The sequence below is a fragment of the Lentzea sp. NPDC004789 genome, assembly GCF_053601075.1.
This window is the reverse complement of record NZ_JBSGBE010000002.1, coordinates 196,322-210,250: the sequence shown is the minus strand read 5'-3', so window position 1 is coordinate 210,250 and position 13,929 is coordinate 196,322. Positions and strand designations below refer to the sequence as shown.

General features: G+C 71.4%; 14 protein-coding genes. 5 read left to right on the top strand and 9 right to left on the bottom strand.

Features of this window, described 5'->3' with window-relative positions; all coding sequences use genetic code 11:
• Positions 1 to 4 precede the first annotated feature (4 nt).
• Genes ACWEIJ_RS05125 through ACWEIJ_RS05115 form a run of 3 tightly spaced genes read right to left on the bottom strand, consistent with a single transcriptional unit; the run spans position 5 to position 3,881 of the window.
• The gene (locus tag ACWEIJ_RS05125) at positions 5 to 2,641 is read right to left on the bottom strand and encodes an FtsX-like permease family protein (RefSeq protein WP_449835891.1); all 2,637 of its coding nucleotides are present in this window, start codon (positions 2,639 to 2,641) and stop codon (positions 5 to 7) included.
• Positions 2,638 to 3,342 (bottom strand): ABC transporter ATP-binding protein, encoded by a 705-nt coding sequence (locus ACWEIJ_RS05120; protein ID WP_449835890.1) that lies wholly within the window; start codon positions 3,340 to 3,342, stop codon positions 2,638 to 2,640. Before ACWEIJ_RS05120 ends, ACWEIJ_RS05125 begins: the two co-directional genes overlap by 4 nt.
• Positions 3,339 to 3,881: a PadR family transcriptional regulator gene (locus tag ACWEIJ_RS05115; RefSeq protein ID WP_449835889.1), complete on the bottom strand. Its 543-nt coding sequence runs from the start codon at positions 3,879 to 3,881 to the stop codon at positions 3,339 to 3,341. Before ACWEIJ_RS05115 ends, ACWEIJ_RS05120 begins: the two co-directional genes overlap by 4 nt.
• Positions 3,882 to 3,920: 39 nt before the next feature.
• Between ACWEIJ_RS05115 and ACWEIJ_RS05110 the strand changes: the two genes are divergently transcribed.
• Complete coding sequence (locus ACWEIJ_RS05110; protein WP_449835888.1) at positions 3,921 to 4,049, top strand: hypothetical protein; 129 nt, start codon at positions 3,921 to 3,923, stop codon at positions 4,047 to 4,049.
• A 2-nt stretch (positions 4,050 to 4,051) separates the two neighbouring features.
• The gene (locus ACWEIJ_RS05105) at positions 4,052 to 4,633 is read left to right on the top strand and encodes a GNAT family N-acetyltransferase (protein ID WP_449835887.1); all 582 of its coding nucleotides are present in this window, start codon (positions 4,052 to 4,054) and stop codon (positions 4,631 to 4,633) included.
• Here the strand turns inward: ACWEIJ_RS05105 and ACWEIJ_RS05100 are convergent.
• Positions 4,630 to 5,238 (bottom strand): maleylpyruvate isomerase family mycothiol-dependent enzyme, encoded by a 609-nt coding sequence (locus ACWEIJ_RS05100; RefSeq protein WP_449835886.1) that lies wholly within the window; start codon positions 5,236 to 5,238, stop codon positions 4,630 to 4,632. The two genes, ACWEIJ_RS05105 and ACWEIJ_RS05100, sit on opposite strands and share 4 nt — an antisense overlap.
• A gap of 75 nt (positions 5,239 to 5,313) precedes the next feature.
• Between ACWEIJ_RS05100 and ACWEIJ_RS05095 the strand changes: the two genes are divergently transcribed.
• On the top strand, positions 5,314 to 5,733 hold the full coding sequence (locus tag ACWEIJ_RS05095) for a MarR family winged helix-turn-helix transcriptional regulator (protein WP_449835885.1): 420 nt from the start codon (positions 5,314 to 5,316) through the stop codon (positions 5,731 to 5,733).
• Here the strand turns inward: ACWEIJ_RS05095 and ACWEIJ_RS05090 are convergent.
• The 5 genes from ACWEIJ_RS05090 to ACWEIJ_RS05070 form a co-directional block, all read right to left on the bottom strand.
• Positions 5,714 to 6,166 carry an NUDIX domain-containing protein gene (locus ACWEIJ_RS05090; protein ID WP_449835884.1) on the bottom strand — a complete coding sequence of 151 codons (453 nt, stop codon included), beginning with the start codon at positions 6,164 to 6,166 and terminating at the stop codon, positions 5,714 to 5,716. The two genes, ACWEIJ_RS05095 and ACWEIJ_RS05090, sit on opposite strands and share 20 nt — an antisense overlap.
• On the bottom strand, positions 6,166 to 7,686 hold the full coding sequence (locus tag ACWEIJ_RS05085) for an FAD-dependent oxidoreductase (protein ID WP_449835883.1): 1,521 nt from the start codon (positions 7,684 to 7,686) through the stop codon (positions 6,166 to 6,168). The genes ACWEIJ_RS05090 and ACWEIJ_RS05085 overlap by 1 nt, the downstream gene beginning before the upstream one ends.
• Positions 7,679 to 9,172: a glycerol kinase GlpK gene (gene glpK, locus ACWEIJ_RS05080; protein ID WP_449835882.1), complete on the bottom strand. Its 1,494-nt coding sequence runs from the start codon at positions 9,170 to 9,172 to the stop codon at positions 7,679 to 7,681. Before glpK ends, ACWEIJ_RS05085 begins: the two co-directional genes overlap by 8 nt.
• Before the next feature lie 28 nt (positions 9,173 to 9,200).
• The gene (locus tag ACWEIJ_RS05075; RefSeq protein WP_355438800.1) at positions 9,201 to 9,956 is read right to left on the bottom strand and encodes an IclR family transcriptional regulator; all 756 of its coding nucleotides are present in this window, start codon (positions 9,954 to 9,956) and stop codon (positions 9,201 to 9,203) included.
• Between the two features lie 100 nt (positions 9,957 to 10,056).
• Complete coding sequence (locus ACWEIJ_RS05070) at positions 10,057 to 11,421, bottom strand: phosphatase PAP2 family protein (protein WP_449836346.1); 1,365 nt, start codon at positions 11,419 to 11,421, stop codon at positions 10,057 to 10,059.
• Positions 11,422 to 11,537: 116 nt separating this feature from the next.
• Here ACWEIJ_RS05070 and pafA point away from each other — a divergent pair, with 116 nt between their 5' ends.
• The gene (gene pafA, locus ACWEIJ_RS05065) at positions 11,538 to 12,896 is read left to right on the top strand and encodes a Pup--protein ligase (RefSeq protein WP_065920398.1); all 1,359 of its coding nucleotides are present in this window, start codon (positions 11,538 to 11,540) and stop codon (positions 12,894 to 12,896) included.
• Between the two features lie 21 nt (positions 12,897 to 12,917).
• Positions 12,918 to 13,922: an oxidoreductase gene (locus tag ACWEIJ_RS05060; RefSeq protein ID WP_449835881.1), complete on the top strand. Its 1,005-nt coding sequence runs from the start codon at positions 12,918 to 12,920 to the stop codon at positions 13,920 to 13,922.
• Positions 13,923 to 13,929: the final 7 nt, after the last annotated feature.

Genomic DNA, 13,929 nt, shown 5'->3' with positions numbered 1-13,929 from the left:
CAGGTTATTGGCGGCGCTCGATCGGCAGGCGGGAACGGGTGAAGAGGGCCGCGCCCAGCATTGCGGCGGCGGGGACCGCCAGGAGTGAGATGGCGATGTTCGGCCACGGGATGGTGAGCGGGTTCGGTTGTGGTTGTGGCCAGGTCTTGGTGTAGCCGACGTTCAGGGCGGCGAGCAGGGCCAGGGCTGAGCCTGTGCCTGCCGTGGTGCCGAGTAGGCCGCCCAGGCCCGCGATCACGCCCGCTTGGCTCAGGGACAGCAGTTTGCGGAGGCTGGGGGTGGCGCCCACTGCGGCCAGGGTGGTGAGGTCGCGGCGGCCGTCGGCTGCGGCCAGGCCGGTGGCCAGGGCGGCGGCCGCCAGGGTGATCAGGGCCGCTACCAGGGCCAGGATGCTCAGGGCCTGTTGGACGTCCGATTCCGTTGGGCGGTCCACGTGGACCTCGTACTCGCCGCCGAGGGCTGCGGTCAGGGCGTCCTGTTCTGCTTCGGTGGGCATTCGGGTCGTCGTGCCGTACATGGTGAACGTGGAGACGGTGAAGCCCAGGGACTTCGCGGTCTCCTCGGTCATCAGGGCCATGGGGGCGTGGTCGCGGTTCGGGGTCGCGGTGCCCGGGGCCGGTGTTGTGGTGGCCTGGGTGCCGGTGGCGAGGAGGACCTGGTCGCCGGACACCAGGGCGGGGTCGTTGACGACGATCTTGCCCTCGCGCAGGGCGGTCTGGGCCGCGGTGGTCTCGTCCGGCCGCAGGTGCAGCAGGGACTGGGCGGCTTCCGGGCCGGTCACCGCGACGAAGCCGTTGGGGGAGTTGAAGGTGCCGAAGTAGCGGTGGGCGCGGTTCACGCCGGTGCAGCGCTGGTCGGCTCGGGCGGACTGCTGTTCGGCGTCGGTGGGTGGCCGGTGCAGGACGTCCAGGGAGTAGGGGCACTCGCGGTCCGCCGGTGGGCGGATGTGGGCGAAGCACGGGCCACCGTCGCAGGCCAGGAGTTTGATCTCGTGGGTCTCGGCGACCGGCGTGGTGGCGCGCATGGCGGTGGCCACCGAGGCGGGGATGGCGGTGGTACCGGTCTTGTTGAGGTTGTCCCGGCGGTACACGCTCACGTCGCCCATGTCGCCCGCCACGCGGCCGGCGTCCTGTTCGGACTGCGAGGTGAGGACGACGCTGACGGCCACCGCGCCGATCACCGCGGCCATCACGGCGGAGATGGCCGGGGCGGCCGCGGTGCGGTTGCGGGAGGCGTCTCGCAGTGCGATGCGCAGGGCCACCGGGAGCCAGCGGCCGGCTTTGGCCAGCAGGCCCAGCAGGGCCGGGGTGCAGAGGACCAGGCCCACCTCGGTGAGGATCAGGGCGACGAGGATGCCGACCACCTCCATCCCGATCGCGCTGAGGACGCCGACGGCCACGCCCGCGGCCACCAGCACGAGGCCGAGGACCAGCCAGCGGCGCCGCGAGCGGGTGATGCCCCGGCGGCCCGCCAGTGCGGTCACGACGTCCTGGCGCGAGGAGATCCAGGCCGGGACGAGGGCGGCCAGCACGCCGGTGACGACGGACAGCAGGGCCAGCGCGGCCAGCGCCGACGGGAAGAAGCGCAGGGCTCCGAAGCGTTCGGTGAGCAGCCGTTCGACCAGTGGACGGCCCGCCACGGCGGCGAGAACGCCGGTCAGGACACCGCCCAGGGCGGCGAGCACGCCGACCACCACGCCGTCGGCCAGGACCACGCGGCGGACGTGGCCGGGAGCGCCGCCCACCGCGGAGACGAGGGCGAGGTCGCGCTTGCGGCGGCGGGCGCCCACGGCCAGTGCGGAGCCGGCGAGCAGGGACATCTCCAGCACGGCCAGGCCCGCGATGAGGACCAGGACGTCCGCGCTCAGGTCGCCGGACTCGTGGATCTGCGGGTAGCGGTCGGCGACCGGTGGGGGGTTCCGCAGGACGGTGCGGGACAGGACCGCGATGCCGAACTGGTTGAGCTCCTTGACCTTCGTCCAGTCGACCGGCGTGGTGACGAGCCAGGAGCGGTCGGCGCCCTCGAAGGTGCCGGGGAGTGCGACGACGGTGGTGTCGTCGAGGCGGTCCGGGTCCTCGACGACGCCCACGACGGTGAACGTGCGGCCGGTGTCGGTGGTGACGGTGCCGCCGAGCTGGGTGCCGGTGCGGGCCATCGCCTTGCGGGACAACGCGATCTCGGTGGTGGTGGCGGCCGCTCTGCCCTCCAGCACGGTGATCATGCCCGTGGTGAGCGGGTTGTTCAGGTCGAGCATGCGCAGCACCGCGCCGCCCACGCCCGCGGTGGTGCGGAGGTTCACGCCGCCGCGTTCGACCGGGACCAGCCCGGTGCCGGGAAGGAGGGCTTTGAGACGCTCCTCGGACGGGGCCTGGCCTTCCCCGTTGCCCACCGGAATGGCGAAGTCGCGGGTCGGTTCCTGGATGATCGGGCTGTGGTAGGTCCAGCTGACCAGGGCCTCCGCGGTGCCCATGCGGCGGGACGCCTCCTCGGCCGGGGTCAGGGTGGTCGAGTCGTGGACGACTGCGGCGAACGAGAGCGCGGCGACCGGGACCGCGATCAGGGCGATGACGAGTGCGGTGCGGCCGCGGGACCTGCGGGCCTCGCGCCAGGCGATGCGCAGTGCTGCGCGCCATCCGTTCACGGCGTGCTCAGCAGTTCTTCTGGCTGGTCGCGCTGCGAGACGTCGACGACGACGCCGTCGCGCAGGAAGACCACGCGGTCGGCCCAGGCGGCGTGGCGGGCGTCGTGCGTGACGAGGACGGCGGCGGCCCCGGCGTCCACTTTGGAGCGCAGCAGCCGCAGCACGGTCTCGCCGGTGCGGGAGTCCAGCGCGCCGGTGGGTTCGTCGGCGAGGACGAGGCGGCGCTCGCCGATCAGGGCGCGCGCGATGGCGACGCGTTGCTGCTGGCCGCCCGACATCTCGTCGGGGAACCGGTCGGCGTACCCGTCGAGGTCCACTTCGGACAGTGCCTGCTCCGCCTGCCGGCGCGACCTGCGGACGCCGTCGAGGTCGAGGGGGAGTGCGACGTTCTCCGCGGCGGTGAGGCTCGCGATGAGGTTGAGGTCCTGGAAGACGTAGCCGATGCGCTTGCGGCGCCAGCCGGCCAGCTGCTTGCGCGACAGCGACCGCAGGCCGGTGCCGTCGACCAGCACCTCGCCGCTGGTCGGGCTGTCGAGGCCGCCCGCGAGGTTCAGCAGTGTCGACTTGCCGGAGCCGGACGGGCCCATCACCGCGACGAGCTCGCCGGGCGCGACGGTCAGTGAGACGCCGTCGAGGGCGTTGACCGCGGTCTCGCCGGTGCCGTGCACGCGGTGGACGTCGCGCAGTTCGAGGACGCTCATCTCGGCACCTCGACCTCGGTGACCTGGGGGACCTGCGGCTCGTAGCGCACGAGACTCGCCTCGCAGTGGTCGAGCCAGCGCAGCTCCGCCTCCGCCTGGAAGATCATCGCGTCCAGCACGAGCAGCCACGGCAGGTCACCGGGCTGGGTCTTGAGGCGCGTGTACTCCTGCAACGTGCGCATCGTGGCCATGCGCTGCGTCATCACCACCTTGGCGACGTCGACGCCCGGCGTGGTGATGGCGAGCGCGAGCTTGATCGCCACCTCGTCGCGGGGCCGGTCGCCGCGCTGCACCGGCGACGCGAACCACTTCTTCAGCTCGGTGCGGCCCTGCTCGGTGATCTCGTAGGGGCGCTGGCCCTCGTTCTCGGGCAGTGCGGCGACCAGATCGTCGCGCTCCAGGCGCGCCAACGTCGTGTAGACCTGCCCGATGTTCAACGGCCACGTGCCGCCGGTGGCCGAGTCGAACGCCGCCCGCAGCTGGTAGCCGTACATGGGCCCGCGCTCCAGCAGCGCGAGCAGACCGTGTTTGACTGACATACCTACTGAGTATGCATACCGAGTATGTTCCTGGCAACGGTGACTGACCAAACGCACGTGCGGGCACGCCTGACTTCGGGAACCCTGGACGGTGCCGGAGACGTCCGGCCGAAGGTGGACTGGGGGACGACGTGGTCGACGCCGCACGGGGTCGAACTGGGGGACTGAGCTTGCTGGGGGCGCCGGGCCGGTCGCGCGCCGAGCCGTGTCCGGCCGCGCGGATCGGGGACTACGAGCCGGAGCGCGAGCAGTCGTGGCTGCGGTGCCGGGTGCTGGGGTTCCTCGCGACGAGCTGCCACGACGACGTCTGGCAGGCCAAGCGGCGCACCGACCTGGAACTGGTCGCGCTCGACGGTGACGTGGTGGTGGGTGCGCTGGACGTGTCGGTGCCCGGTGCGGAGGCGACGATCGAGACGGTGGTCGTGCACCCCGACCACCAGCGCCGGGGCATCGCGACGGCCCTGCTGGCGGAAGCGCTGCGGAGGCTGGAACGGTGCGGCGTCACGACCGTGGACGCCTGGACCCGTGACGACCAGCCCGCGCTGGGGTGGTTCGCGCGCAACGGGTTCGCGGAGTCATCGCGGTATCTGCAGGTGTACGCGAACGCCGACGAGGCCGCGACGGCGGTGATCGCGAAGCACGGGCTGACGGCGACCAGTGCGTTCCTGCACGCGCGGATCGAGCGGGAAACCGAGATGCGCCAACGGTTCGAGCGCGTCCACGTGTGCCGGAGAATGGTCCGCGCGCTCTAGGCGCTGATGCCGCTGAGCTTGGGGATCGTGGCGGTGCGCCCGGCCAGCAGCATGACCAGCGCCTCGATCGGGCCGCTGACCTCGGTGCCCTCGCCCGCCGACCAGTCCGCGTCGGTGGCGACCAGCCGGTGCCCGGCCAGCCGGCGGCGCGCGTGGAACGGGAAACCGATGTGCCACAGGTGGTCCGCGGCGACGACGGCGGCCTCGACGGGCATGTGGCGGTCGAGGCCGAGCGGCAACGTGATGTCCTGCGTGTGCACCATGACGTCCATCAGGCAGTCCTTGAGCTTCTGACCGGGCGCCAGCTTGCGCGACCCGACGATGCCGCGCAGCTGCGCGACGAGCTCCTGCCGCGGCCTGAGGGCGGCGCGGCGCGCGGTCTGGTCGACCATGCGGTTGAAGCTGCCGCGCGCCCTCGCGAACTCGCGGATGGCGTCGCCGATGGTGGTGTGCGGCGCGAGCGACAGGTGGGCGGCGACCTCGCGCACGGTCCAGCCCTCGCACAGCGACGGGTGGGCCCACTCGGTGTCGCTCAGCCCGGCGAGCAGGTCCGCCGTCGCCGCGCGTTCGGCGTCGATCGTCTGCCAGATCTGGGTCTCGTCCACGGCCGTCTCCCTTGATTTAGTACGAGAGGCTGACTACTTTAGTCAGAGTCTCTGACTGAAACAAGGGGGAGTCGCGTGAACATCGGGCTGATGCTCTACATCCCTTACCGGGACCTGGAGAACCGCATCATGGCGGCGGTGACCGAGGCCGGTTACGACGTGACGCTCGCCCAGGCGCGCGTCCTGCAGCGGATCGGCCCGGACGGCACGCGCCTGACGGAACTCGCCGAAGCGGCCCAGGTGACCAAGCAGACCGCCGGATTCCTGGTCGACCAGCTGGAGAAGGCGGGCTTCGTCGAACGCGTGCCGGACCCGACGGACGGACGCGCGCGGCTGGTCCGGATCACCGAGAAGGCTCAGGGCGCCATGCCGGTCGCGGCGCGGGAGATGGCCAGGATCGAGGCCGAATGGGAGCAGCACCTCGGCAAGCGCCGCATGGCTCAGCTGCGCGAGGCGCTGGAGAAGCTGTGCGAGATCACCGACCCGTACCGGTGACCCAGCCGAGCAGCCCGAACGTGCGCCCGCCGGCGTAGGCGGCCAGGCCGGCGGCCGGGTACTCGATCAGGTCGGCGGGCAGCGCGCCGAGCGGGAACCACCGCACGGCCGAGCACTTCTCCGGCTCGCGGTTGGCCGGCTCGCCCAGCCAGCGGCGTGCCTCGAAGAACAGCCCGAGCCGCGGTTCGACGCCGGATCCGTTGACGTGCAACGTGTGGACGTGCCGCAGGTCCTCCGGCGCGAGGACGACGCCGACCTCCTCCTCGGCCTCCCGCACCGCCGCCGCGAGCACCGACTCGCCCGCGTCGAGCTTGCCCGACGGCAGGTGCCAGCGGCCGTCGAACAACGGGTTCGTGTCGCGGCGCCGGGTGAGCAGCACCCGGTCGCCGCGCACGAGCAGCACGTGGACGTCGATGAGGTGGCGGTCGGCCATCAGGACGCCAGCAGCTCCGACACCCGCGACCGCACCTCAGGCGAGTCCAGCCCGCGCACCATCACGGTGGTGCGGCGGCGCAGCACGTCGTCCACCTCCGACGCCCACTCGGTGCGGCGGGCGTGCTCGACCTGCGCCCAGATGTCCGGGCCGTCCGGGTGGACGCGCTCCAGCAGGGCCGGGTTCTCCAGGCCGAGCGCCACGACCTCGTGCGACGTGGTGCCGTAGTGCGTGGCGAGGTGGCGGACGACGTCGTCGGGCAACGCGTCCCAGGCGTGGCCGAGCACCGAGCCCACGGTGTCGGGCGAGGCGGAACCCGGCAGGGCGACGCCGTCCAGGGGCGCGTCGAAGGTGCGGCCGAGCTCGGCGTTCACGCGGGCGAGGACGGTGGCGCCGATCTTGCGGAACGTCGTCCACTTGCCACCCGCCACGCTGATCATGCCGCCGGAGCCCGCGGTGATCACGGTCTCGCGCTTGGCGTGCGAGGTGTCGCCGGGGCCGCCGGGCAGCACGCGCAGGCCCGCGAACGTGTAGGCGATGTTCGCCTTGTCCAGGCCCGTCACGGCGACGCCCGCCTCACCGAGGATCTGGTCGACGTCGCCGTCGGTGCACGCGACGGCCGCCGGGTCGCCCTCGTAGGCCTCGTCGGTGGTGCCGAGCAGCAGGTGGCCCTCCCACGGGATCGCGAACGACACGCGCACGTCGTCGACCGGGATCGTCAGCGCCGCCTTCCACTCCGACGACGTCCGCATCACCAGGTGCGAGCCCTTCGACAGGCGGATCGACGGGTCGGCGGACGGGTCCTCCATGCGCCGCAGCACGTCCAGCCACGGGCCGGTCGCGTTGACGACCACGGACGCGTCGACGCCGAACTCGCCCAACGAATCCTTCAGGTCGACACCGGTGACCTTCGAGCCGGTCTTGCGCAGGCCCACGACCGAGATGTGGTTGAGCAGCACGGCACCGGCCTCGGCGGCGGCGCGCGCGGCGGTGATCGCCACGCGGCTGTCGTTCATCTGGTGGTCGTAGTACATCGCGGCACCGCGCAGACCGTCGGCGCGCAGGTCAGGCACCCACTCGACAGCCCTGCGCGCCGACAGCACCTTCCCCATGCCGTCGCCGAAGCCCGACAGCGCGGAGTACAACGTCACGCCCGCACCCAGCACGAACCGGCTGTGCGGGCCTCCCTTGTAGACGGGGACGAGGAACGGCAGCGGGCGCACCAGGTGCGGTGCGAGGCGGTCGCCCAGCGCGCGGCGTTCCTTGTGGTTCTCGTGCACCATCGGCACCGCCGACGGGCCCATCGCAAGGTAACGCAGGCCGCCGTGCACGAGCTTCGACGACGCGGACGAGGTCGCGCCCGCGAAGTCACCGCTCTCCACCAGCGCGACCCGGAGCCCGGAACGCGCCGCGGCCCACGTGGTCGCGATGCCCAGGATGCCGCCGCCGATCACGACGACGTCGAACTTGCCGTGCTGGAGCTCCTCGCGAGCCCGTTCCCTCTGGTTAAGGTCAGTCATCGTCCTCGTCCATCCACCCGACGGTCCGCTCGACCGCCTTCTTCCACTTCCGGTAGCCGCGAGCGCGTGCCGCCGGTTCCATCGACGGCTCCCATTCGGCCGCCTTGTGCCAGTTGGCCTTCAGCTCGTCCGTGCCGCTCCAGTAGCCCACCGCGAGACCGGCCGCGTACGCCGCGCCGAGGCACGTCGTCTCGGCCACGATCGGGCGCACCACCGGCACGTCCAGCACGTCCGAGAGGAACTGCATGAGCAGGTTGTTGGCGGTCATGCCGCCGTCGACCCGCAACGTCGTGAGGTCCACACCGGAGTCGGCGTTCATCGCGTCCACGACCTCGCGGGTCTGCCACGCCGACGCCTCCAGCACGGCCCGTGCGAGGTGCCCGCGCGAGATGTAGCCCGTCAGGCCCGCGATGACGCCACGCGCGTCGGAACGCCAGTGCGGCGCGAACAGTCCGGAGAACGCGGGCACGAAGTACGCGCCGCCGTTGTCGTCCACCGTGCGCGCCAGCGTCTCGATCTCGGCCGCGGACGAGATCAGCCCGACCTTGTCGCGGAACCACTGCACCAGCGCGCCCGTCACCGCGACCGCGCCCTCCAGCGCGTACGCGGCGGGCTGATCGCCGATCTTGTACCCGACCGTGGTGAGCAGCCCGTTGGCCGACCGCACCGGCTGGTCACCGGTGTTGACCAGCAGGAACGCGCCGGTGCCGTAGGTGCACTTGCCCTCGCCGGGCGCGAAGCAGGTCTGCCCGAACAACGCGGCCTGCTGGTCGCCGAGCGCCGACGCGACCGGCACGCCCTCGTAGGTGCCGTAGACCTCGCAGGACGAGCGGATCTCGGGCAGCATCGCCGGTGGCACGTCCATCGCGGACACCAGCTCGGGGTCCCAGTCCAGGGTCTCCAGGTTCATCAGCATGGTGCGCGACGCGTTGGTCACGTCGGTGACGTGGCGGCCGGTCAGGTTCCAGATCAGCCACGTGTCCATGGTGCCGAACAGGACCTCGCCGCGTTCGGCCCTCGCGCGCAGCCCGTCGACGTTGTCGAGCAGCCACCGCAGCTTGGGGCCGGAGAAGTAGGTCGCCGGCGGCAGGCCGGAGCGCTCGCGGAACCGGTCGTGGTCGTCGAGCTGCTTGATCAACGCGTCGGTGCGCGTGTCCTGCCAGACGATCGCGTTGTGCACGGGCTCGCCGGTCGCGCGGTCCCAGACCACGGTCGTCTCGCGCTGGTTCGTGATGCCGAACGCCGCGATGTCGGCGAACGAGAGAGATGCGTGGGCCAGCGCGTCGCGAACGACGGACTGCACGTTCGTCCAGATCTCCGACGCGTCGTGCTCCACCCAGCCCGGCTTCGGGAAGATCTGCCGGTGCTCGCGCTGAGCGACCGACACGATCGAGCCTGACTGGTCGAACACGATGCACCGGGACGACGTCGTGCCCTGGTCGATCGCCGCGATGTGACCCACGTGCACACTCCTCTGTGTGACCATTCGACATTGTCGAACGCTTGTCACATTACTACCAGGAGAGCCCACCCAGCTCGCGGGAGACACTGCGAGCTGCCTCACGTACGTAGGACACGAGTTCGAGCCGCGGCGGCTGATCGGGTGACTCGCACAGCCGCTCGACCGGCCCCGAGATGCCGACCGCGCCCACGACCGCGCCACGCCCGTCGCGGATCGGGGCGGCGATCGACGCCTCGCCCTCGACGAGTTCGTGCAGGTCGTAGGCCCAGTCGCGGACCAGCGCCTCGTCCAGTGCCGCCCGCAGACCGGCCTCGTCGAGCGTGTGCCGGGTGAACCGGCGCAGCTCGCCGTCCGGCCACTCGCCGAACGCCACCAGCACCTTGCCGAGCGCGGTCGCGTGCCACGGCAGCAGCGCGCCGGTGTCGAGCGCCTGCCGGCTGTTGTCCGGCCGGAACACGTGATGCACGACCAGCACGTGCTTGCCGTGCATCACGCCGATGCGCACCGCCTCGCGCGCACGCATCGCCAGCGTGTCCGACCAGTTCAACGCCTTGGCGCGCAGCTCGTTGCCGTCCAGGTAGCTGGTGCCGATCTGGAACAGCGCGGCACCCAGCCGGTACTTGCCGCCCTCGACGGGCTGTTCGACGAACCCGACCTCCTGCAACGTCCGCAGGATGCCGTGCACCGTCGGTTTCGCCAGGTCCAGCGCACGTGCGATCTCGCCGACGCTCAGCTGGTGCGCGCCGCCGTGCGCGAGCAGCTTCAGGACCTCCGCCGCGCGCTGAATGGACTGGATGGGACCGGGCACGCACCCCACTCTAGCTGCGCGTGTTCGACATTGTCGAACACCGATGGGTACGCGGGGAGCTTTCGTACTCCAGGAGAGGACGGAAGGGCCCCGCGTGGACTCAAGGGCGGTAGATGCCCAGGGCGGCTGGGCGGGAGCGGAAGGCGAAGCGGGTGGCCTTCTCCCGCACCTCGCCGTCCGTCGCGATGGAGATGGGGGAGCCGTGCACGACCACGTCCAACGACGGGACCTCGCGGTGCTTGTAGGTGCGTGACTGTTCCAGCGAGCCGAGCAGGGCGCCGACGAAGAACCGCAGCCGCGAGAACCTCCGGTCGGCGCGCACGTACCGCACGTCGAGCAGGCCGTCGTCCAGCCGCGGCCGCATGGTCGGCGCGAACCCCTTCGGCCGGTACGGCCCGTTGCCGACGAACAGCAGCCACACCGAGTGCTTCATGCCGTCGATGGTCATCTCCAGCGGCTGGGCCTGGCGCAGCACGCGGCCCAGCGCGATCGCCGCCGCCGGCCACTTGCCCCAGCGCTTCTGCAGCTCCTCCCGGATCCGCACCATGTCCGGGTAACCCCCGAGCGAGGCCGTGTTGACGAACCACTGCCCGTTGACCTGCGCCAGGTCCACCCGCACGCCCACACCGTCCGCGACCGCCTGCGCCGTGTCGTGCAGGCCCGTGATGCCGACATCGCGCGCGAAGTGGTTCAACGTGCCGGAGGGGACGAGCACGAGCGGTAGGTCGCGCTCAGCCGCAATGGCGGCCACGGCGGCCACCGTGCCGTCACCACCGGCCACCCCCAGCGCCTTCGCGTCGGGCAGCTCGGAGAGTTCCTCGATCGAGACGATCCGCGCCTTCGGCCACTCCTCGGCGATCTGCGGCGTCGGGTCCGGCCCGATGCCCGAGTGCGGGTTCACCACCACGACCAGCCCGTCGCCGTCCTGCAACGACGTGAGGTCGGCGTGCTCGTAGGCCGACGCGGGCTCGTTGAGACCCAACGGCCACCAACGGCGCGTCAGCATCGCGGCACCGACACCCACCGCCGCGCCGGCCGCGACGTCCGTCGGCCAATGCACGCCTGTGTGAACACGTGAATAGGCCACGGCGGCCGCGATCGGTGCCACCACCGCGCCGGCTTTGGGGGATTCCATGGCCACCGCGGTGGCGAAAGCGGCGGCGGACGCGGAGTGACCGGACGGGAATGACGACGACGTCGGCCGCCTGGACAGGCGGCGCTCGACGGCGATCAGGTCGGCGGCGGGCCTGCGTCGGGGGAAAAGCGACTTCCCGACGAGGTTCGCGCTGGCAGAGGCCCCGGCGATGGCCGCGAGACCCCGCAGCGCGCCGCGCCGGAACGGTCCCTTCCCGGTCGCCAGAATCGCCGCGACGACGAACCACAGCACGCTGTGGTTCGCGGCCTTGGAAAGCCTCTTCAAACCCCTGTCGAACCTGCTGGGAGGCAGTCCGGCGGAGGAGCTCATGAGCTTCTTGTCGAGAGCGCTGACCCGTTTCCACACCCCACCGACACTAAACCGCAACCGGCGTGCCGCCCGAACGGATCACCCGCGTGCGGCCGGAAGTCGCCTACTGTTGAGGGATGCAGCGGCGGATCTTCGGCATTGAGACAGAATTCGGGGTGACCTGCACCTTCCACGGGCAGCGTCGTCTGTCCCCGGACGAGGTCGCGCGGTACTTGTTCCGCCGCGTCGTCTCCTGGGGACGCTCTTCCAACGTGTTCCTGCGCAACGGTTCCCGGCTCTACCTGGACGTCGGCTCGCACCCGGAGTACGCGACGGCCGAGTGCGACGACCTGGCGCAGCTCGTCACGCACGACAAGGCGGGCGAGCGGATCCTCGAGGACCTCCTGGTCGACGCCGAGCGCAGGCTGGCCGACGAGGGCATCGGCGGCGACATCTTCCTGTTCAAGAACAACACCGACTCGGCGGGCAACTCCTACGGCTGCCACGAGAACTACCTGGTCGCGCGAGCCGGCGAGTTCTCCCGCATCGCGGACGTGCTCCTGCCGTTCCTGGTCACGCGCCAGCTGATCTGCGGCGCCGGCAAGGTCCTGCAGACCCCGCGCGGCGCCGTGTACTGCCTGTCGCAGCGCGCCGAGCACATCTGGGAGGGCGTGTCGTCCGCGACCACCCGGTCCCGCCCGATCATCAACACCCGCGACGAGCCGCACGCCGACGCCGAGCGCTACCGGCGCCTGCACGTCATCGTCGGCGACTCGAACATGTCCGAGGTGACGACGCTGCTCAAGGTGGGCAGCGCGAACCTGGTGCTGGAGATGATCGAGCAGGGCGTCCAGTTCCGCGACTTCTCCCTGGACAACCCGATCCGCGCGATCCGCGAGATCTCGCACGACCTCACGGGCCGCCGCACGGTGCGCCTGGCGGGCGGCAAGGAGGCCTCGGCGCTGGACATCCAGCGCGAGTACTACGAGAAGGCCGTCGAGCACGTGGCCAAGCGCTCGCCGGACCCGATGGCGCAGCGCGTGCTCGAACTGTGGGGCCGGACCCTGGACGCGGTCGAGTCGCAGGACCTGTCCAAGATCGACCGCGAGATCGACTGGGCCATCAAGAACCGCCTGATGGAGCGGTACATGGCCAAGCACAACATGGACCTGTCCAACCCGCGCATCGCCCAGCTCGACCTCGCCTACCACGACATCCGGCGCGGCCGCGGCGTGTTCGACCTGCTGCAGCGCAAGGGCCAGGTCGAGCGCGTGACCGACGACGGCGAGATCGAGGCCGCGAAGGACACCCCGCCGCAGACCACGCGGGCCAAGCTGCGCGGTGACTTCATCGCCGCCGCGCAGGCCGCCGGTCGCGACTTCACCGTCGACTGGGTGCACCTGAAGCTGAACGACCAGGCGCAGCGCACGGTGCTGTGCAAGGACCCGTTCCGCGCGGTGGACGAGCGCGTCGAGAGGCTTATCTCGTCCCTGTAGGAAGTGGCAGAGTGCCGTCGCATGAGGATCATCGCGGCGGCACTCGCTGCTTTCCTGGTACTTCCGGGAGTCGCTTCTGCCGACTCCTTCTGGGAGCTGAAACCGACCGGCACGGACGCACGCCTGCGCGGCCTGTCCGCCGTCTCCGGTCAGGTCGCGTGGGTCAGCGGTGCCAAGGGCACGGTCCTGCGCACGACCAACGGCGGCCGGTCGTGGGAGTCCGTGGCGCCACCGGACACCTCCGCGCTGGAGTTCCGCGACATCGAGGCGTTCGACGCGCGCAACGCCGTGGCGCTCTCGATCGGTGAGGGCGAGTCGTCGCGGATCTACCGCACCTCGGACGGCGGGAAGACGTGGCAGGAGTCGTTCCGCAACACCGATCCGAAGGCGTTCTACGACTGCGTGGCCTTCTTCGACCGGTTCCGCGGGCTGGCGCTGAGCGACCCGGTCGACGGCAGGTTCCGGGTGCTGCGGACGTGGGACGGCGGGCGTTCGTGGCACGTCGACGACACCGCGGGCATGCCGGACGCGTTGCCGGGCGAGTTCGCGTTCGCGGCGTCCGGTCAGTGCGTGACGACCAGCGGCAACCACGCGTGGATCGCGACCGGCGGCGGCGCGAAGGCACGCGTGCTGGAGTCGCGGGACGGCGGCCGGTCGTGGCAGGCGAGTGAGGTGCCGTTGCCCAGCGGGCCGGCGGCCGGGGTGTTCGCGGTGGCGTTCAAGACGCCGTGGCGGGGTGTGGCCATCGGTGGCGACTACCAGAAGCCGACGGATCCCACGCCGGCGTTCGCGACCTACGACGGGCATGGCTGGCAGGCCGGCACGAAGGCGCCGGTCGGCTACCGGTCCGGCATCGCCTACCGCGGCAACGGTCTGGTGGCGGTCGGGCCGTCGGGCACGGACGTCAGCAAGGACGGCAGGAGCTGGCAGGTCGCCGACACCGGCAGCTTCGACACGGTCGACTGCACGGGCCTCACCTGCTGGGCGGCCGGGGAGAAGGGGCGCGTGGGCCGCACCGGCCATTAGGGTGAGC